Source organism: Henriciella litoralis, assembly GCF_002088935.1.
Taxonomy (GTDB): domain Bacteria; phylum Pseudomonadota; class Alphaproteobacteria; order Caulobacterales; family Hyphomonadaceae; genus Henriciella; species Henriciella litoralis.
In genome coordinates this window covers 1,175,149-1,194,485 of record NZ_NCSS01000006.1, presented here as the reverse complement: position 1 = coordinate 1,194,485, position 19,337 = coordinate 1,175,149, and the positions used below count along the sequence as shown (strand labels likewise).

Genomic DNA, 19,337 nt, shown 5'->3' with positions numbered 1-19,337 from the left:
CCTTTTTGGCTGCTACAGCGGATGTGTTGTCGAAGTATTTGAGGCCTGAAGCCTATTTTCCTGTCCAGACGGGCGCGCGCTTTTCCGCGAAGGCCGCCATGCCCTCCCAGGCGTCCTTGCTCTTGATAAGTTCGTTTGTCAGTTCGACTTCCATCTTCTGCAGGGGCTCCCGCAGGGACGCTGGATCAGCGGAGGCAAGCGCGAGCTGCTTCGACATCTGGAGAGCCAGTGGTGCGCAGGAGAGCATGTCATCTGCCCACTGCCGGGCCGTTTCAAGGACTTTGCCTGGCGCGGAGACTTCGTTGACGAGGCCGAGGCGAGCAGCATCTTCAGCTGGCATGCTTCGGCCGGTCAGCAAGAGGCCCATTGCGATATGATAGGGAACGCGGTGTGGAAGCAGTCTTGCGCCGCCGCCGAGGGCTGCAAAGCCGACCTTCGGCTCTGGCAGGCCGAAGCTTGCACGCGGGTCCGCGACGACCACGTCACATAGCATCGCAAGCTCCCATCCGCCGCCGAGTGCAAAGCCGTTGACCGCGGCAATGAGTGGCTTGTTCAGGCCAGACCGATGAGACAGCCCGGCCCAGCCGGTTTCGGGCATCGGCTCGTCAAAGTCTTCAATCAAGTCATGACCGGCGCAGAATGCTTTGTCTCCAGCCCCCGTAATGATGGCAACCCGTTGGCTGTCGTCCTGATCAAAGCGATCAAAGATGTCTGAGAGTTCGAAACAGGCCGCAGCATTCAAGCTGTTGAGGGCATTAGGCCTGTTCAGCGTTATGGTCAGGATGCCGTCTGTGACCTCTGTGCTGATAAGCTCTGCCATCCTAAACTCCCCTGTATGAAATTCGTGAACGGCGCACGTTCGCGAACGTCCCATTTTTTATCTTCAGACACGAGTAGTTCAATTGTTTTAAATTGACAAGCGTGGGTGGGTGAGTGAGGACAAGGGTCAGGCGTGGCGGTTATTTCTATCGTCAGAAGCAAAATCCCATTTGGCGCCGAGGCCGGGAAAAGATTAAAAAAATAATTAAATCAATGGTAATATGCGGTTTTCTCGGACTTTCTCTGGCCGCTTGACGACATTTTTAATTGGTAATACCATTTGGGCTTGAATAGGTGATCGTCGGCCGGAGCTGGCGGTTTTCAATGCGTCATAGGTCGCTCGCTTCATATGCAGATGGCCTTGAGGAGGGAATGAAATGTCCGAAGATTTGAGATTCCGCAGGCTGGGATATCTGGCCCTGAATGTGAGCGACCTGGCTCGCTCCAGTGCCTTTTATGAAAACGTCGTTGGACTTGAGCCGGCCGGTGGTAGCGACGGGCAGCGCTTTTTTCGGTGCAGTGACAAGCATCACGACATCGCCCTCGTGGAGGGCGGCGAACCAGGCATCAAGCGGATTGGATGGGAGATGGAGAGTCCCAAGGCGCTCGTCGCTCTGCGTGAACACTTCAGCACGCTCGGCCTCAATCCCAAGCCGGTTTCGAATGCCGAGGCTGCGGAGCTCGGAATTCACGAGGCTTTCCGCATATCCGACCCGGTGTTTGGCGCGACCATGGAGTTTTTTGCGTCGATGGACACTGCTGCAGACGACTATAAGCCGACGCACACGAAGATTGCGCGCCTCGGTCATGTCGTTCTGGCGGGGCCTGACCTCAAAGCTGCAGAAGATTTCTTCATGGGCGAGATGAACTTCCGCGCATCCGACCGGATCGAGGGCGCGGTCGTGCACATGCGCTGCTTTCCAAACCCGCTCCACCATTCCTTCGGCGTCGGAAGGGCAGCTGCACCGCAGCTCCACCACATCAATTTCATGGTGACGGACATCGACGATATCGGCCGCGCCAACGTTCGAATGAAACGCGAAGGCGTGCCGATCGTGTACGGACCGGGACGGCACCCGCAGTCGGAATCAATGTTCTTCTACTTTCTCGATCCGGACGGGATGACGCTGGAATACAGTTTCGGAATGGAAGAGTTCCCCGAAACCGATGCGCGCCCGCCGCGAATGTTCCCGATGACGGTTGAATCGGCGGACCATTGGGGCGGTATTCCCGAGCCCGATTTCGCCAAAGTCGGCGTTATCGAACGCCTTGAGCCTGTCGGCTGACTCTGCTGGCATCTGTGGAAGGTATGGCGGCTGCTGACGCGCGCGAACTTCTTGGTCTGTCTCATATCGTGAAAAAAATGGCGACCATGCCGCTAAAAATAGGTTGATCGTCGCGCTAATAGAACAGATGTTTCAAACAGTGAAGCATCAAAAATTCAAGGGAAGAAAAAGTCATGTTTGACGCACCATACGAAAGCAAGTTTGTCGACGATCCAAAAGGCAAGGTTCACTATCTCGATACGGGGGAGGGCGAAGTTGTCTTCCTGATCCAGGGCGGTGGCCCCGGTGCGTATGGCTACAGCAATTATCGCCGTAATATCGGCCCGCTTGCTGATCAGGGGCGGCGCATCATCACGATGGACTTGCCGGGCTTTGGCAAGTCGGACAAGCGCAGGGGCTATGAGGGCCTGTTTGATCCGATGGCCGAGGCGGTTCTCGACATCATGGATCATGAAGGGATCGAGAAAGCGAGTTTCGTTGGCAACTCTCTTGGCGGCGGGACGTCCCTGCGGTTTGCGCTCGATAACCCGGATCGTACCCACAAGCTGATGCTCATGGGCCCAGGTGGCAGCATTCCGATGACGTCGACATTCCCGACGGAAGGGCTCAGCCGTATGCTGACCTTCTACGACGGTGAAGGCCCGACCATAGAGAAGCTGCGCAAGGTCGTGGAGCTGCTCGTCTACGATCCGTCCGAGATTTCAGATGATCTGCTGGAAGAGCGCCTCAAGACCGCGATGGCCCCTCAGACGATGCAGGATCCGCCACTGCGCGGCCAGGCTGCCAATCCGCGCAATGATTTGTGGCGTGAGCGCCTCGATGAGCTGCCTCACCCGACGCTGATCCTATGGGGCCGCGAAGACCGCGTTCTGCCGCTGGACGCCGCTTTCATCCTTCTGAAAACGATCCCGAACGCAGACCTGCACGTCTTCTCCAAGTGCGGTCACTGGTGCCAGTGGGAGCGCGCGGACGAGTTCAACCACATTATTGGGTCGTTCCTCGATCGTCCTTACTGATCGTCGCTCAGCCCGGCGCTTTGTGCCGGGACCGGCCGACAGGAGCATAGTATCGCGTGAGCGGCTCCTGCGGCTGACAGCGCCAGCAGCCGAAGTGTGGTCGACCGGCCCGCTTCGGACATGCGCATCTACCAGGATGAAACTCTAGCGGTCTGAATAAGGAGAAGCCCGCCATGCTCGATACCGGCAAACGCACGATATTTGATGAAGAACACGAGATGTTCCGCGATGCCGTGCGGAAATTCTACGCAAAGGAAATCGTACCGAACCTTGAGCGGTGGGAGGAGGCCGGGGTTGTCGAACCGTCGGTCATGAAGAAGCTTGGCGATGCCGGTTTCCTCTGCCCGACCGTGCCGGAAGCCTATGGCGGCCTTGGGCTCGACTTTCGCTACAACGCCGTGGTCGCGGAAGAGAACTCGTATGCCGACTCGATGGTGATGGTGACGCTCCAGTCGGACGTCGTCGTCGAGTATCTGGTCCATTACGGGTCTGAAGAGCAGAAACAGACATGGTTGCCCCGCTGCGTCAGCGGCGAAACGATCCTGGCCATCGCCATGACGGAACCGGGGGCCGGTTCTGATCTCCAGAGCATCAGGACGACGGCAGTTCGCGATGGCGACGACTACATCATCAATGGTGCCAAGACCTACATCTCGGCTGGCCAGACATGTACTCTGGCCGTCGTGGTCGCGAAGACGGACCCCAGCAAGGGGGCCAAGGGCATCTCGCTCTTTCTTGTTGAGTCCGACCGTCCCGGTTTCAAGCGGGGGCGCAACCTCGACAAGATCGGGCAGCACGCGGCCGACACGTCGGAGCTGTTCTTTGACAATGTCCGGGTGCCCGCCACGAACATGCTTGGCGAAGAGAATAGGGGCTTCATCTATCTGGTGAGCCAGCTTCCCCAGGAGCGGCTGAGTATCGCCATTTCCTCCCAGGCCATGGCGCAACGGGCCTTTGATGAAGCCGTGCGTTTCACCAAGGAGCGGTCGGCCTTCGGTAAGAAGGTCTTCGAGTTCCAGAATACGCGGTTCACGCTTGCCGATCTCAAGTCGCGCCTGCAGGTAGGCTGGGCGCATCTCGACTGGGCGCTGGCGCGGCACATCAAAAAAGAACTGACAGCCGACGAGGCCGCAGCGGCCAAGCTCTTCCACACGGAATTGCTATGGGAAGTCTGTGACGCGTCGCTTCAGCTGCATGGCGGCGCAGGATATATGAATGAGTATCTGATCGCCCGTATCTGGCGCGACGCGCGTGTTATGCGTATCTTTGGCGGCTCGTCGGAAATCATGAAGGAGCTGATGAGCCGCTCGATCTAGGTCGAACAGCCCCAGCTTTCGGGAGGTGCCGGTGAAGCCCGGATCAATTATGAATATGGCCGACCTGGAGGCCTCGGACGCGCCGGTGGACGCGCTTGTGTCCGGCCTAGAAGGCTTCGGCTATGTTGCCTCCCGCCGGATCGCGACTGCGCTTTACCTCAGTCTCCGGCTAAAAAAGCCGATCCTCGTTGAAGGGGCTGCCGGCGTCGGAAAGACCGAACTTGCCCTATCGACTTCGCAATTGCTGGGTCTGCCGCTCATTCGCATGCAGTGCTATGAAGGGCTGGATGAATCCCGCGTCCTTTATGAATGGAAATATGCCAAGCAGCTGCTTTACACCCAGCTGCTGAAGGAGCGTGTCGGCGATCTGCTTGAGGATGCGCCGAGCATGGACGACGCGATGGCGCGGTTGCGGGGCGTGGGCGACATGTTCTTCTCCGAAGACTTTCTCCAGCCACGTCCTTTGCTTCAATCATTGATGTCAGACGATGGGTGTGTCCTCTTGATCGATGAAGTCGACAAGACGGACGAGGCTTTCGAGGCGCTCCTGCTGGAAACACTGTCTGCCTATCAGGTCTCTCTTCCTGAAATCGGCGTGATCAAAGCCAGCACACCTCCGATCGTTTTCCTGACATCGAATAATATTCGCGAGCTTGGCGACGCGTTGAAGCGGCGTTGCATTCATCTGAGCATCCCGTTGCCGTCTGCAGAACTGGAGAGCCGGATCGTTGAGAAGCGACTGCCCGACATTGCCAGTCAGCTACGAGGAGAGCTCGTGGCTTTTGTTCAGGAGCTTCGCCACATGAAGCTGCGCAAGCCGCCGTCCATATCGGAAACGGTCGAATGGGCGCAGTCGCTTCTGATCCTGCATGTCGAAGAACTGGGTGTCGACGTCGTGCGCGAAACGCTCAATGTGCTTCTGAAGTTCGAGAGCGATATTGATGCGGTCGAGGCGCAGGCTGGTGACCTGGTGCGGCGTGCGAAGGCGACGCGGTGATCGAAGGTAAGTCCGTCCCGCTGGCGGAAGGTCCGCTGGCCGGATTTCTGGCAGCGCTCAGGCATGCCGGACTTACGATCTCTCCTGCTTCAAGTATCGATGCCTACGAAGCCGTTGCGGCCGTTGGATATAGAGACCGGGAGACGCTCAGGGACGCGCTTTGTGTCACGCTTGCCAAATCACAGATCGATGAGGTGAGGTTGGAGCAGTGCTTTGACCGGTTCTTTAGCCATCATGTGGAGACAAGCGACCGCGCGGCTAAACCGCGAGAGACCGCGCCCACGTCCGGTGGCGGCTTTGCTCAGCTCATGTTGACTGGCGATTCCGTGATGGTGGATGCCCAGATTGCGAAGGCCGCTCGAACGGTCGGTGTTCGTCAGGTCCAATACGGGTTTCAGCGAAATATCCTTGTTGGCCGCATTCTGCGTGAGCTTGGCATGCCTGACTGGGACCGGGACGTGGCGCAGCTTGTAGATACCGGCGACGATGAAGATCTCGCTGAATGGCAGGCTACGCGCAATGCGGTCATCAGCAAGGTCAAGGCGGTCGTGGACCGCCAGATTGACCTCTATGCCTCCAACGCGGCCCAGCAGATCAGGGAGGAGCGGCTGGCGGACATGGATATTGCCGCCATTCGTCCGGAAGACAGGCAGACCGCTATCAAGCTCGTCCGAAAGATGGCCAAGGCGCTGGCGTCCCAGCATTCACGCCGCCGGAAGCGGGCACGTCGTGGCCAGCTCGACATGCGCAAGACCATCCGCCAGGCGATGCCCCATGAGGGCATTCCGTTTCAGCTCTATTGGAAGCAAAAGAGCGTGGACCGTCCGAAATTCATCGTTCTCTGCGACGTCTCCCGCTCGGTGGTGAACGCTGCCCAGTTTCTCCTGGTGTTGATGTACAGTCTCAACGAAGTCGTTGATCAGCTTCACGCTTTCGCCTTTTCGGATCGCCTCGAAGATGTCGGCCGTTTGTTGGACGGCGACGACATTGATGTCGCGATTGAGCAGGTTTTACGGAAAGTTGGTTTTGGTTCGACCAGCTATGGCGATGCTTTTGCCCAGTTTGATGAGAAATACATGCATCTGGTCGATCGCCATACGTCGGTGATCATTCTTGGCGATGGGCGCAACAATTATGGTGACCCTCAGCTTGATATTCTCGACCGGATCAGGCGGAAGTCGCGCCGGGTTGTCTGGCTGAATCCGGAAGCGGAACGCAGCTGGGGAACGGGCGACTCCGAAATGCCAGCTTATCAGCGCTTCAGTTCGATGGCGCGGACTTGCGGGTCACTTAACGAGTTGCAGGCCGTCATTGGCGATATGCTGCGCGCACCACCATGAAGATATGCACCGCAAATGACGCAGCGTAAGCATCGCTGGCCTCTTGACGCGCATACTAAAACAATTGCACTAATATGTGAGATGTTCGCTGCCGACATGACTCCTCGGCCTGACGAATGTCCTAGCGCCTAGATCAACCGTTATGGCTATTAAACTGCGGGAGTGATTGAGGTGAATTTTGAATTTATTGTTGTAGCGGCCATCATCGAGATGGTGCTGACACTGAGGTAAAGCGGAGGGCTAAACTGTGGACTTCAATTTGCCGGGAGAAGATGACCCGCGGCGCGTAAAGGTGCGGGCATGGTTCGAAAAGAACCCGAACCCGACCTATGCGCAGCTGGCCGAACAGGGCTGGACGGCGTCGAACTGGCCTGAGCCTTGGGGCGTTTCGGCTGATGCTGAGACGCAGTTTATCATCGATGATGAAATCGTGCGGGCAGGGCTTGAACTGCCTTATACGATCAATGCAATCGCGCTCAATCAGTGCGGCCAGTCTCTGCTGACCCATGGCACTGAAGAACAGCGGCAAAAGTTCCTGCCGGGCGCACTCGCCTGCGAGGACATCTGGTGCATGCTGTTCTCCGAGCCATCAGGTGGATCTGACCTCGGCGGTTTGCGCACGACGGCGAAGCGCGATGGTGACCATTACATCGTGAACGGTCACAAGATCTGGACCTCTGTCGCTGATGAAGCCTCGGTTGGCGTGCTGGTTGCGCGGACGGACGCGAGCAAGCCCAAGCATATGGGCCTCAGCGTGTTCCTGATCGACATGCACTCTCCCGGTGTGACGGTAAATCCGATCATCGACATGAGCGGCAACAAGAATGAGTACAACGAGGTCTTCCTGGACAACGTCAAAATTCCTGCTGACGCGCTTCTTGGGCGCGAAGGTGATGGTTGGCGGATCGTAATGGAGCAGCTCCAGACCGAGCGCGTCGGCATGACGAAGCCTGGTGTGGTATGGGGCATGGGCCCGACCGCGAGAGACCTCATGGATGGTCTCATCAAGACTGGACGCATCAGTGATCCGCTCCTGCGTGATGACGCCGCTAAGGTCTACATCGAGGGCGAGATCCTTCGCTTGCTGACCTTCCGGAACATGACCAATCGTATCAATGGTACGCCCGCTGGCTTTGAAGGTAGCGCCGGCAAGATGATGTCATCGCCGCATGGTCAGAGAATGGCTGATATCGCCAAGCGCTCGCAGGGCGCCAGCGGTATGATCCGCGACCCGGATGTGTTGCCACTGCCGAACAAGAAGTGGGGCATGTTCTCTAACTGGGACTACGCCTACTGGTTCAGTCCAGCAAACACGCTCGGTGTCGGTACGCAGGAAGTGCTCCTCAACGTGGTCGCTGAACGTGTCCTGGGACTTCCGCGCGATTCCGACCCAACCGCAAAAGTGCCGTTCTCGGAGCTTTCCGGCGGTCTGGCCAAAGCAGCTGAATAGGATCTCGAGATGAATTTCGCATTGAGTGAAGACCACGAATTCCTGAGGGATTCTGCCGCAAAGTTTGTCGACGAGCAGGTTGATCTGTCGCCCCTGCTTCGGCCGGGCGCCGACGTATCCGATGCGGGCTACGACCAGCTCTGGGACAAGATTGTCGAGCTTGGCTGGAGCGCCATTACTGTGCCGGAGGCCTATGGCGGCCTTGGCATGGATTATGTCGATCTGATCATGATCATCGGTGAAACTGGACGCACATTGGCGCCATCGCCCCTGTTCGGCACACTGGCCGGTGCATGGGCCGTCGAGAAGGCCGGTTCCGAAGCGCAGAAATCTGAGCTTCTGCCAAAGCTTGCGGAAGGCATGAAATTGGCACTCGCCGTGGCGGATGAGGCCGGCTCCTACGACAATATGGACAGCGATGTGACAGCGAAGTCTTCGGGCGATGCCTACAAGCTCTCCGGCACAAAGTCGTTCGTCGTCGATGCTGCATCAGCTGACAAGATTGTCGTCTCCGCCCTTAATGAGGGTCGCAAGGATTTCTTCGTCATTGATCGCAACGCGGCTGGTGTCGACATCGAAGTGCTGCAGTGGCGCGATATTACGCGTCAGGTGTGCAAAGTGGTCCTTAGCGATGTTGAGGCTGAGCGGCTTGAACAAAGCAGCGACGACGTGTGGCCGTGGGTCCGCGATCGTATGTACCTCGTCCTTGCCGCCGAAAGTTCAGCGGGCATTCGCATGGTACTCGACGATGCGGTGACATACGCCAAAGAGCGCATCGCCTTTGGTCGGCCAATCGGCGCGTTTCAGGCCATCAAGCACCAGCTGGCAAACATTGCCGGTTCCGCTGAAGGTGCAAACGCCATCGTCCAATATGCGGCATGGGCGCTTTCAGAGGATGCCGGCCAAGGCAGTCTCGCTGCGGCGATGGCGCAAAGCTATACGAGCGAGCACTACAAGGAAGCGACGCACCGGAACATTCAGGTTTTCGGCGCCATTGGCTTCACCTGGGAGATGAAAAACCATCTCTATTACAAGCGGGCGCGGTGCAATGCCGAGTTGCTTGGCTCGCCAGCCTCGCAGCGCGAGCAGGTCGTGCGCTTTCTCGAGCAGAAAGCTGCGTAAGCCATCAATATGTAATTTTAGGGGCGGGCGGCTTACGGGCGGCCCGCCTTTTTTATTGGGCGCTTAAAGCCCTTGCCTCAGGCTCTCCTGTCGAACGGTTCGAGGTCCAGCGCGTGCAGAACTTCGGATTTCTCCACGATGTAGTTGTGGAGCACGTCCATATGAGCCGCCATCGCAGTCGACGCCGCTTCCTCATCGCCGCTCTTGATCATGTTGAGCACTTCCAGGCGCATCGTCACGAGGTCGGTGAGGTGCTCCGGCCTGAGCGCCAGGAGAATCTGGGCGATGATCTCTGACAGTGAGCCGATCATGACCGTCAGAACGTCGTTCTTGGCGGCGGTCCCCAGTAACGAATAGAAGTCCATGATCTCGAAGATCGACGTCTCGACGTCTTCGGCCGCGATCGCATCGCGCATTCGTTCGATATTGGCTTCAAGCGCCTCAAAATCTTGGCTTGTGCCCCTCTTGCAGGCCAGTCGAACGGCCTGGTCAAGCAGGCAGCCCCGGGTTTCCGCGAGTTGATCCAGTGATAGCTTCCCGAGAAAGACGAGGTCATTGACCGTACGCGATACGGCCCTGCCATCGCCTTCTCGTATAAATGCGCCACCGCTGGCGCCCTTGCGGAACTCCAGCACGCCCGAGTTTTCAAGTGCGCGTAGCGCTTCGCGAACCACGGGACGCCCGACGTTGAGCTTCTCGGCGAGGTCACGCTCCGAGGGAAGCTTGTCGCCCGGCTTGAGCTTGCCCCGCATCAAATCGCGGCGAATGGCATTATAGACTTCTTCAAAGAGACGCAGTGCCATAATTCATCCTGATAGAGTCTTGCCCCTGATGCAGCGTGGGCACTCTTCCTCGAAACATTCGCTATCGCAAGCCGGGAAGCCGGTCAGCTGCAGAGGGGGCTATGGCCCGGTTTCTGCCCATCGGAGCAATTGACGCGCTTTCGCCGTTATATAAAACATATATTTTAGTTTGACAGCAAAGCCTGCGGGCAATATTCATTGGTAATACCATTTAGTTTCCGCTTAGGCGCGTGAAAAGCTAATAGCTGCGGGCCCAGTGGATAAAACCAGTGCTTGGACGTGAATGAACCAGGCACAATGCAGGAGGATCGGCATGCCGGATACAATGGTCACTCAAAATAAAACGGGCGATTCGCCCATGGTGGTTGATGACCGCCAAAACGGATTGTTCAAGGTGCACAGGAAAACGTTCCTCGATGACGAAATCCTGCACATGGAGCGAGAAAAGATCTTCAACCGCTGCTGGTTGTTTCTGGGTCACGCCTCCGAACTGCCTAACCCAAATGACTTCCTCACGCGCAATGTCGGCGGCAAGGAGCTGATCTTCAACCGCGACCGCAAAGGCGAGTTTCATGCCTTCCTCAACACGTGTCCGCACCGGGGCGCCATGGTTGAGCGGCAGGAGTCGGGCAACTCGATCGCTTTCAAGTGTTTCTACCACGGCTGGGCCTTCAACAATAATGGCAACTACGCGACCCGCCATCAGAAGGGCACCTATCCTGAAAACTTCAATCATGATGGCTGCGCCAACCTGGTTTCAGTGAAGCTCGAGCAGTACCGCGATTTCTTCTTCGTCAATTATGATGACGGCGCGAACTCGCTCGATTCCTATCTCGGGGATTCGAAAATGATCCTCGATCTTATCGATCAGCATGGCCCGAATGGGATGGAGGTCGTCGGCGGCGCTCAGAAGTACAGCATCCGTTCGAATTGGAAGCTTCTCATGGAGAACAGTTATGACGGCTATCACGCGCTTGATACGCACGAGACCTACTTCAAGTATCTGACCGACGCGATCGGCGGACCGGCCGAGATGCCGAAAATCACGAACGTCATGGATTTGGGCAACGGCCACGCATCCATTGAAGGTGACGCGCCTTGGGGCCGTCCGGTCGCAAAGTGGATCCCCGCCTGGGGAGACAAAGCCAAAACCGAAGTCGAGGAAATCAAGCGCGAAGTCGTCAGCCGGGTGGGCGCCGAACAGGCCAACCGGATCTGTCAGCTCGGCCGCAATACGGGCATTTTCCCGAACCTCGTCATCAATGACATCATGGCGATCACCATTCGTACCTTCTACCCGGTTGAAGCTGGCGAGATGAACGTCACGGCCTGGGCGCTTGGCGTCAAAGGCGAAACGCGTGAATTCCGCAAACGCCGGCTCGACAACTTTCTCGAATTCCTCGGGCCAGGTGGTTTTGCGACGCCGGACGATGTCGAGGCGCTGGAGTCTGCTTACCGGGGATATGCCGCTTACAAGCTTGCGCCGTGGAACGACATCTCGCGTGGTATGTCGCGAGCTGAAGGTGAGCCGTTCAAGGCTGATGACGAAGAACAGATGCGCTGTTTCTGGCGCGAGTGGAACCGCAGGATGGGAGGCGAGTGATGGCCGAGCAAAACAAAGCAACGAATGCGGCCGAGCAGCCACTGGCACGTTCGGCATATGAGGATTTCTTCTTCGAGGAAACGGCTATGCTGGATGAGTGGCGGCTGGACGATTGGCTTGCCCTCTTCACCGAAGAGTCGGTCTATGAAGTGCCGCGTGCGGGCGCACCGGACAATGCAGATTCGGCTGAGGACCTGTTCTACATTTCTGACAATTACTTCCGTCTCGGCCACCGGGTGAAACGCATGCTGGACAAGGCAGCTCACGCCGAATGGCCGCGGTCCGTTCAGTCTCATCTGATCTCCAATGTTCGTATCACGGGAAGTGACGAACAGGGCGTTCATGTGACGTGCCGTTTCATCACCAAACGTGCGAAGAATGATGTCACGGACACTTATGCCGGTCACCACAACTACATTTTGAAGACGATCGACGGTAAGCTGAAAATCATGTCCAAGCGCACATTTCTGGCGTCTGATAGTCTCCGGGATCAAGGCAAGGTCACCATCATTCTCTGAGTCTCGCCGGATGTAGAATCCAGCAGTCATAGAGGCCCTAGCCGTTATGGAGCAAATCCTTGCCGATCATTGATGTTCACTGCCACGTCTCGCCCTTCGAGTATCCTCCCGCTCCGAGCGACGACGTGGCAGGGCGTTGGCCATGTATGGCTTGCGAGAGCCGAGCATCAGGGACATTGATGCTCGGCGACAAGCCGTTCCGCCCGCTGGACAACCGGTCCTGGGACGCGGAGAGGCGGCTTGAGGACATGGACCGTGACGACGTTGCCGTTCAGGTCCTGTCGCCAATGCCGGAGCTTCTGTCCTATTGGCACAGCCCGGCGGATGCGGTGATCCTTTGCGATGCTGTCAACGCCCAGATCGCGGAGATGATCGCTGCACATCCCGGCCGTTTTCGAGGCCTGGGGGCCGTGCCGCTGCAGGATCCGGCTGCGGCAACACGCTATCTGAAGCGCATCAAAGATGAATTTGGCCTGTCCGGCGTCGAGCTGGGCAGCAACATCAACGGAAAAATGCTAGGCGACCCGTCTTTCGAGGCGTTCTACGCTGAGGCTGAGGCGCTTGGGCTTTCGATCTTTGTTCATGCGCTACATCCCGTTGCGGCGAAGGCCGCTGCTATGCCGCCAGTTGATACGGCATTTGTCTACTTTCCGATCGATGTCGCTATGGCTGCGGCCTCCATTGCCATGAACGGCGTTCTCGACCGGTTTCCTGGTCTTCGTATCGCGTTCAGCCATGGCGGGGGTGCGATTGGGTCGATCGCGGGTCGCATGGACACGGGCTGGAATGCGACGAATGGATATGGTGGGCGGATGGCAGAGGCGCCAAGCGCGACGCTCCGCAAGATGTTCTTCGACAGCAATGTGCTGGACCCTGACTATCTCTGCTATCTGGTTCGCAGTGTTGCTCCCGGCCGTATCTTTGCGGGGACGGACTATCCATATCCCATTATGCAGCAAGATCCGGCGCGCTTCATTTCGAACCTGCCGCTTTCAAAGACCGAAATTCAGAGCTTGAATTGGCATGCGGCCGAAACCTTCCTGAACGAGCGTATTGCCCAGTCCTAGAGCGATCACGCGTTGTCTTGGCTTTCGGCCGGCCCCTGCGAGGTTCTTAGAAAGTCGCCGAGGGCTTTTGAGCATTTTTCCAGATATGGCTGAAATGACATCGGGTCGTGGTTTGCTGCGCCAGGACTGAAGGGCATGGAGACCGAAACCGCGGCGACTGTTTCACCCATCGGGCCAATGATCGGCACTGCCACACAGATCATGTCCTCGCTGACTTCCCTATCATCAAGTGCGATGCCGGTCTGGCGAATATTCAGGACCTCCTGCTTCAGGTCTGAAGGATCGGTCAGAGTGCGAGGTGTCAGCGCCACGAAATCGCCTTCGCCAAGATAATCGTCGAGGTCCTGGTCGCTTAGCCCGGCAAGCAGAACTTTTCCAACTCCGGAGCAATAAGCTTCAAGCTGCATGCCTTCACGCGTGAATTTTGCCGCCCGAGGCGCCCGGCCGGGAATCCGCACCTTGTAGGTCACCATGCCATCTTCAAGCACACCAAGATGCGAGGTGAGGCCGGTCTCAGAGGAGAGGGTCTTCAGAAGAGGCTTTCCGATGCGCGCCATGAGGGTAGCAATGTCGCAACGGCGGTAGAGCAGGGCGGCTGCCAGCCCAGGCCCATAGTGATTGGGGCCGTAACGATTTACGAAGCCTGCGTCGACCAGTTGTGAGACCATGCGGTATGATGTCGATGGTGCCAGGTCCAGCGACGCAGCGATCTCGTTGAATGTCGTCTGACCTCCGTCAACGATGATGCCATTCAGCAGCATGAGGGCTTTTTCGAGTGATGTTGCGTTTGATCGAGCCAATATTGTTTCTCCCGTATGGTGAGAATTACACGATCGGTGTCGATTGAAAATACAAGCGGTGAAAATTAAAACAACATTCTAAAGTCGGGCATATAAGAGCCCTTAAAGTTGTAAGGGATTTTGCAGTATGGCGTCCGATCAGGAAGTGTATGAAGCAGCTGCAACGCGATTGCGGGATGCCTATGGCGGTGAGACCTTGCCGCCAATGCGCGACGTGCTTTCCCCGACTGATGTGAAGGGCGCTTATGCAATCCAGGCGCTCAACACGCGGGCCTGGAGCGCTTCGGGTCGTCGGATTGTCGGCAGAAAAGTAGGGCTGACGGCAAAAGCCGTGCAGCAACAGCTCGGCGTGGATCAACCTGATTTTGGCGTGCTCTTTGACGATATGCAGGTGCCGAATGGTGGAACGCTTTCGTCTGCCTCATGCATTCAACCCAAAGCAGAAGCCGAGATTGCCATTATCCTGAAGTCCGATCTGCGGGGTGACGCCGTGTCGCGAGCTGATGTGCTGGCTGCGACAGGGCAGGTGGTCGCGGCCATCGAGATCGTCGACAGCCGTATATCGGACTGGAAAATCACTTTCGCCGACACTGTGGCTGACAACGGCTCCTCCGCCTTCTTCGTGCTGGGAGACATGTCAGACGCCGTTGAAGCGCTCGACCTCTACACATGCGGCATGGTGATGGAAATCAATGGTGAGATTGCCTCGCTCGGTGCGGGTGCGGCTTGCCTTGGGCACCCGCTTGAGGCCGCGGCCTGGCTTGCGTCAACCCTCACGGCGCAAGGCGAATATCTGAAAGCAGGCGATATCGTGCTCACGGGTGCTCTGGGGCCGATGGTGGCCCTCGCACCGGGCGATATGGTTGAGGCGAAAATCGGCGGGCTTGGAACCTGCAAGTTCGAGTACGGGAAAGGGTAGACATGTCCAGCAAGACGAAAGTCGCAATCATTGGCTCGGGGAATATTGGCACCGACCTGATGATCAAGATCATGCGCAAATCGAGCGTCCTAGAAATGGCGGCGATGGTTGGTATCGACCCGGAGTCGGATGGCCTGGCACGCGCTCAGCGCTTGAAGGTCGCGACGACCCATGAGGGCATTGATGGTCTCATCAAGCTCGACGTGTGGCCTGAGATTGGGATCGTGTTTGATGCAACGTCGGCTGGCGCTCACAAGCGCCACAATGACGTGGTCACGAAAGCCGGCAAAGTGATGGTCGACCTTACCCCCGCAGCGATCGGTCCATATGTCATTCCCGTCGTAAATGGAGATGACCATCTCGATGCGTCGAACGTGAACATGGTGACGTGCGGCGGCCAGGCCACGATACCGATCGTGGCGGCGGTCTCGTCTGTTGCGAATGTCCATTACGCGGAGATTGTTGCGTCGATCTCTTCACGCTCCGCCGGCCCTGGCACCCGCGCGAATATTGACGAGTTCACAGAGACGACGTCGGCGGGCATCGAGCAGGTTGGCGGTGCGGACAAAGGCAAGGCCATCATCATCCTGAACCCGGCCGAGCCGCCAATGATTATGCGGGATACGGTTTTCACTCTTTCGAGCGGGGCCGACGAGGCCGAGATCGAAGCCGCCATTACGAAAATGGTGGAGAAGGTGAACGCTTATGTTCCGGGCTATCGCTTGAAGCAGAAGGTCCAGTTCGAGCGCTTCGGCTCCAATAACCGGGTGCGGATACCGGGCCTCGGAGAATTCGAAGGTATCAAGACCAGCGTCTTCCTCGAGGTCGAGGGCGCCGCCCACTACCTGCCTGCCTATGCAGGCAATCTCGATATCATGACCTCTGCAGGCCTTGCGACTGCTGAGAAGATCGCCGTGCGCCGGCAGGAAAGGGAGGCCGTCTGATGTCATTCGACCCGAAGACCGACAGACTTTACATTCAGGATGTGACGCTTCGCGACGGCATGCATGCGATCCGGCATCAATATGGTCTCGACCACGTCAGAAAGATTGCAACCGCGCTCGATGAAGCCGGAGTCGATGCCATTGAGATCGCCCATGGCGACGGCCTGAATGGATCGAGCTTCAATTATGGTTTTGGCGCTCACACAGACTGGGAGTGGATCGAAGCGGTCGCGGATGCCGTCCAGAATGCCAAGCTGACGACTCTGCTGCTGCCTGGAATTGGCACGATTGAGGAGCTTAAACACGCCTACAAGCTTGGCGTTCGTTCGGTCCGCATTGCGACGCATTGCACGGAGGCCGATGTCTCAAGGCAGCACATCGAAACCGCGCGCGAGCTTGGCATGGATACGGCTGGCTTTCTGATGATGAGCCATATGACCGAACCTGAGCAGCTGGCTGAGCAGGCAAAGCTGATGGAAAGCTATGGCGCCCAGTGTGTCTATGTGACCGACAGTGGCGGTGCGCTGGACATGGACGGATTTATTGCGCGTCTGCAGGCCTATGACAGGGTGCTTAAGCCAGAGACCGAGCGCGGCGTGCATGCGCACCACAATCTCTCACTTGGTGTGGCAAACTCGATCGTCGCCGCTCAAAACGGCGCCGTCCGGATTGATGCTTCACTCGCCGGTATGGGCGCGGGGGCAGGCAATGCGCCTCTCGAGGTGTTCATCGCGGCTGCCGACCGAAAAGGCTGGAAGCACGGATGTGATCTTTTCAAGCTGATGGACGCGGCCGAAGAGCTTGTGCGTCCTTTGCAGGATCGGCCTGTCCGAGTGGACCGCGAAACGCTGTCGCTTGGCTATGCAGGGGTGTATTCTTCCTTCCTCCGGCATTCGGAGAAAGCTGCGGCTCAATATGGGCTTGATACACGCCAGATTCTGGTCGAGCTGGGTCGCCGCCGCATGGTTGGCGGGCAGGAAGACATGATTGTTGATGTCGCGCTCGACCTTGCGGGCGAGGATAACTAGTGGAAGCGAAGCGCCCGCTTGTTATCCAGACGAAGGAAAAGCGGCATCCAGGGCGCGCGAGCGAGCTTGATTCTTGTTGTTGCTAGACGTGCGCTTGGTGGCGGCAGAGCTTTGCTTTTCTGCCACCGTGCAGGGCGCTTCCAGAAGTCCGACACCACAATCAATCAGGTTTTCCAGCGGGTCATAGCCTTCCCAGATCGGATTGCGCTTTCCGGAAGCTACGTAGCTTTCGTGGGCGGCGCGCGCCGATATGATGTACCAGGAAAAGTAGATGAGCCTCTGCTCCATGACGGCCTGCGGCAGGTCGGGCTTGAGCTCACGAATATAGCGCAGCAATTGCGCAAATACCGAAAAGTTTCCCTTTTCAAGGAAGTCTCGAACCATCTTGCGGCGTGTGCTGAGGAGGCTGTTGAGGAACCGGTTTGCGGTCGGCGAGGGATCTTCCTGCTTAGAGGTATCTTCAGGCCAGCGAACGAGTATGGTCACGATGTCTCGAACGCTTCTGGGGCCGCCCGTGCGTTGTAGCTCTGACAGGGCGTCAAGCCATCCGTCGCTACTGTCACGGAACACGTCTGCGAGTAGTTCGGTAATCAGGCCTTCCTTCGACTTGAAGTAGTAGTTCAGGGATCCGCCATTCTTGGCGCCGGACGCGGCTACGATCTCGCGAACCGTAACGGCTTCAACGCCGCGCTCAGCGAAGAGTTTGCGAGCGCAAATCTTGATCCGTACCTTTGTGTCCAAGTCGCTTAGTCCTGCAGTCATCCAATGGATCCTCGTCGCTTCTGAATCGGCATTTAGCCGCAAAATACTTTCTGGCATCTTATGCTGCGCCGCACAAGTTCAACCGTTTGACCTAGTTCAATCTGGTTTCATTGCTCGAAGGCGCGGCGAGCTGGCGACAATGTGCTCGCAAAACGGCCACTTGCAAGCAGGGTATTTGCTGGTCCTCATGCTTTCAATGCGCCCCATGGATCAGCCTGATCGGCCGTCTAGCGTGCCTTTCCGGACATTTTCGAGCGAAATCGGAGGATTGGGATGGGGCGCTGCATGAGCCGAAAAATGGGTTTATTGTTTTCATTCGAGGCAATTTGTTCCTTCACCTTTCGGCTTAAATAATTTATACAAGCGTTCTAATCTTGTTTGTTGCCGTTTCAAGCTTGCCACGATCAGCTGGCGTGAAACTGGCGAAGACGTCGAGGAGACTGACTGTGAGCATCGAAGAAATAAGATACAGACGTTTGGGCTATATCGCGCTGACGGTGACCGATCTGGAAAAGTCCAGGCATTTCTACGAAACGCTGGTCGGGCTGAAAATGGACGAAGAGCCGGATGGCGAGCGTGCCTACCTGAGATGCAGTGACCGGCATCATGACCTTGTGATCTACCGTGGATCTGAACCAGCTCTCAAACGCGTTGCCTGGCAGATGGAAAGCGACAAGGCGCTTGAAGCAGTCAGGAAGCACTTCGTCGAACTCGGCATCGAGTGCGTCGCCGTTAGCCCCGAAGAGCAGGCGGACCTTGGCATCGGCGAAGCTTTCCGGATGTCCGAACCGACGACTGGCGTCACGTTCGAATTTTACAGCGATATGGCTGAGGCGCCTTCTGCGTACGAAACCACGCACACAAAGATCGCGCGGCTCGGACACATCGTCCTCAGCAGTCCGGACCGAAACGCCACGGAAAAATTCCTTCTCGATGAGATGAATTTCCGCGTATCGGACCGGATTAAAGGCATGGTCACGTTCATGCGGTGTTTCCCCAATCCGTATCACCATTCCTTCGGTGTTGGAGCGTCCAAAAATGCGGGGCTCAACCACATCAATTTCATGGTCACGGAGATGGCCGACATCGGCAAGGCGAACAACCGCATGAAAAAGGCGGATGTGCCGATCGTATTTGGCATTGGCAAGCACCCACCTTCGGAATCGGTTTTCATCTACTTCCTCGATCCCGACGGCATGACTGTGGAATATAGCTTCGGCATGGAAGAGTTTCCCGAGAATTCTCCACGCGATCCGCGCGACCTGCCGGCCTCACTGGAGTCCATCGATTACTGGGAAGGTACGCCCGACTCCAGAATGGCGAAAGTTGGGGTGGTCGAACCGCTCAAATAAGAGGCCTCATGGCGGCGACTTTTCAGTCGCCTGCCAGTCCTCAGCTGATCCGACGGGCAAATCGGCGCCAAAGCAGATTTCGGGGCCAGGCCTCGTATATTTGAAAGATGGGTGAGTCTGCCCGGCGATCTGTATGCGATTTGCCGGTGTGGCTCTCTCAACATCCGAACAACCGTCAATCTCTCAGAAGATTGA

Annotated in this window: 18 protein-coding genes; 14 read left to right on the top strand and 4 right to left on the bottom strand. The window is 57.2% G+C overall.

Going from position 1 to position 19,337, the window contains the following annotated elements; all coding sequences use genetic code 11:
* Positions 1-52: 52 nt before the first annotated feature.
* On the bottom strand, positions 53-820 hold the full coding sequence (locus B8783_RS09300) for an enoyl-CoA hydratase-related protein (protein WP_169711762.1): 768 nt from the start codon (positions 818-820) through the stop codon (positions 53-55).
* Positions 821-1,196: 376 nt separating this feature from the next.
* Here B8783_RS09300 and B8783_RS09295 point away from each other — a divergent pair, with 376 nt between their 5' ends.
* The 7 genes from B8783_RS09295 (at position 1,197) to B8783_RS09265 (ending at position 9,346) form a co-directional block, all read left to right on the top strand.
* On the top strand, positions 1,197-2,105 hold the full coding sequence (locus B8783_RS09295) for a VOC family protein (protein WP_084419893.1): 909 nt from the start codon (positions 1,197-1,199) through the stop codon (positions 2,103-2,105).
* A gap of 173 nt (positions 2,106-2,278) precedes the next feature.
* Entirely contained in the window at positions 2,279-3,121 is an 843-nt protein-coding gene (locus tag B8783_RS09290; protein ID WP_084419892.1) for an alpha/beta fold hydrolase, read from the top strand.
* A gap of 173 nt (positions 3,122-3,294) precedes the next feature.
* The gene (locus B8783_RS09285) at positions 3,295-4,437 is read left to right on the top strand and encodes an acyl-CoA dehydrogenase family protein (protein ID WP_084419891.1); all 1,143 of its coding nucleotides are present in this window, start codon (positions 3,295-3,297) and stop codon (positions 4,435-4,437) included.
* A 55-nt stretch (positions 4,438-4,492) separates the two neighbouring features.
* Complete coding sequence (locus tag B8783_RS09280; protein WP_233355730.1) at positions 4,493-5,434, top strand: AAA family ATPase; 942 nt, start codon at positions 4,493-4,495, stop codon at positions 5,432-5,434.
* Entirely contained in the window at positions 5,431-6,774 is a 1,344-nt protein-coding gene (locus tag B8783_RS09275; RefSeq protein WP_084419889.1) for a vWA domain-containing protein, read from the top strand. The genes B8783_RS09280 and B8783_RS09275 overlap by 4 nt, the downstream gene beginning before the upstream one ends.
* A gap of 247 nt (positions 6,775-7,021) precedes the next feature.
* The gene (locus B8783_RS09270; RefSeq protein ID WP_084419888.1) at positions 7,022-8,224 is read left to right on the top strand and encodes an acyl-CoA dehydrogenase family protein; all 1,203 of its coding nucleotides are present in this window, start codon (positions 7,022-7,024) and stop codon (positions 8,222-8,224) included.
* A gap of 9 nt (positions 8,225-8,233) precedes the next feature.
* A complete protein-coding gene (locus B8783_RS09265) occupies positions 8,234-9,346 on the top strand; it encodes an acyl-CoA dehydrogenase family protein (RefSeq protein WP_084419887.1) in 1,113 nt (370 codons plus the stop codon).
* A gap of 77 nt (positions 9,347-9,423) precedes the next feature.
* Here the strand turns inward: B8783_RS09265 and B8783_RS09260 are convergent, their stop codons facing one another.
* Entirely contained in the window at positions 9,424-10,149 is a 726-nt protein-coding gene (locus B8783_RS09260; protein WP_084419886.1) for a FadR/GntR family transcriptional regulator, read from the bottom strand.
* 313 nt (positions 10,150-10,462) lie between these two features.
* Here B8783_RS09260 and B8783_RS09255 point away from each other — a divergent pair, with 313 nt between their 5' ends.
* From B8783_RS09255 to B8783_RS09245, 3 genes are read left to right on the top strand one after another with little or no spacing between them, the layout of a single operon-like run.
* Positions 10,463-11,752 carry an aromatic ring-hydroxylating dioxygenase subunit alpha gene (locus tag B8783_RS09255; protein WP_233355729.1) on the top strand — a complete coding sequence of 430 codons (1,290 nt, stop codon included), beginning with the start codon at positions 10,463-10,465 and terminating at the stop codon, positions 11,750-11,752.
* On the top strand, positions 11,752-12,270 hold the full coding sequence (locus tag B8783_RS09250) for an aromatic-ring-hydroxylating dioxygenase subunit beta (RefSeq protein ID WP_084419885.1): 519 nt from the start codon (positions 11,752-11,754) through the stop codon (positions 12,268-12,270). The genes B8783_RS09255 and B8783_RS09250 overlap by 1 nt, the downstream gene beginning before the upstream one ends.
* A 59-nt stretch (positions 12,271-12,329) precedes the next feature.
* The gene (locus B8783_RS09245; RefSeq protein WP_084419884.1) at positions 12,330-13,337 is read left to right on the top strand and encodes an amidohydrolase family protein; all 1,008 of its coding nucleotides are present in this window, start codon (positions 12,330-12,332) and stop codon (positions 13,335-13,337) included.
* Between the two features lie 5 nt (positions 13,338-13,342).
* Here the strand turns inward: B8783_RS09245 and B8783_RS09240 are convergent, their stop codons facing one another.
* Complete coding sequence (locus B8783_RS09240) at positions 13,343-14,137, bottom strand: IclR family transcriptional regulator (protein WP_139792316.1); 795 nt, start codon at positions 14,135-14,137, stop codon at positions 13,343-13,345.
* Positions 14,138-14,264: 127 nt separating this feature from the next.
* Here B8783_RS09240 and B8783_RS09235 point away from each other — a divergent pair, with 127 nt between their 5' ends.
* Genes B8783_RS09235 through dmpG form a run of 3 tightly spaced genes read left to right on the top strand, consistent with a single transcriptional unit; the run spans position 14,265 to position 17,028 of the window.
* The gene (locus B8783_RS09235; RefSeq protein WP_084419882.1) at positions 14,265-15,056 is read left to right on the top strand and encodes a 2-keto-4-pentenoate hydratase; all 792 of its coding nucleotides are present in this window, start codon (positions 14,265-14,267) and stop codon (positions 15,054-15,056) included.
* A gap of 2 nt (positions 15,057-15,058) precedes the next feature.
* Entirely contained in the window at positions 15,059-16,000 is a 942-nt protein-coding gene (locus B8783_RS09230; RefSeq protein WP_084419881.1) for an acetaldehyde dehydrogenase (acetylating), read from the top strand.
* Positions 16,000-17,028 (top strand): 4-hydroxy-2-oxovalerate aldolase, encoded by a 1,029-nt coding sequence (gene dmpG / locus B8783_RS09225; RefSeq protein WP_084419880.1) that lies wholly within the window; start codon positions 16,000-16,002, stop codon positions 17,026-17,028. Before B8783_RS09230 ends, dmpG begins: the two co-directional genes overlap by 1 nt.
* 21 nt (positions 17,029-17,049) lie before the next feature.
* Here the strand turns inward: dmpG and B8783_RS09220 are convergent, their stop codons facing one another.
* The gene (locus B8783_RS09220; protein WP_169711761.1) at positions 17,050-17,790 is read right to left on the bottom strand and encodes a TetR/AcrR family transcriptional regulator; all 741 of its coding nucleotides are present in this window, start codon (positions 17,788-17,790) and stop codon (positions 17,050-17,052) included.
* Positions 17,791-18,236: 446 nt separating this feature from the next.
* On the opposite strand from B8783_RS09220, the gene B8783_RS09215 reads away from it, so the two are divergent.
* On the top strand, positions 18,237-19,142 hold the full coding sequence (locus B8783_RS09215; RefSeq protein ID WP_084419878.1) for a VOC family protein: 906 nt from the start codon (positions 18,237-18,239) through the stop codon (positions 19,140-19,142).
* Positions 19,143-19,337 lie beyond the last annotated feature (195 nt).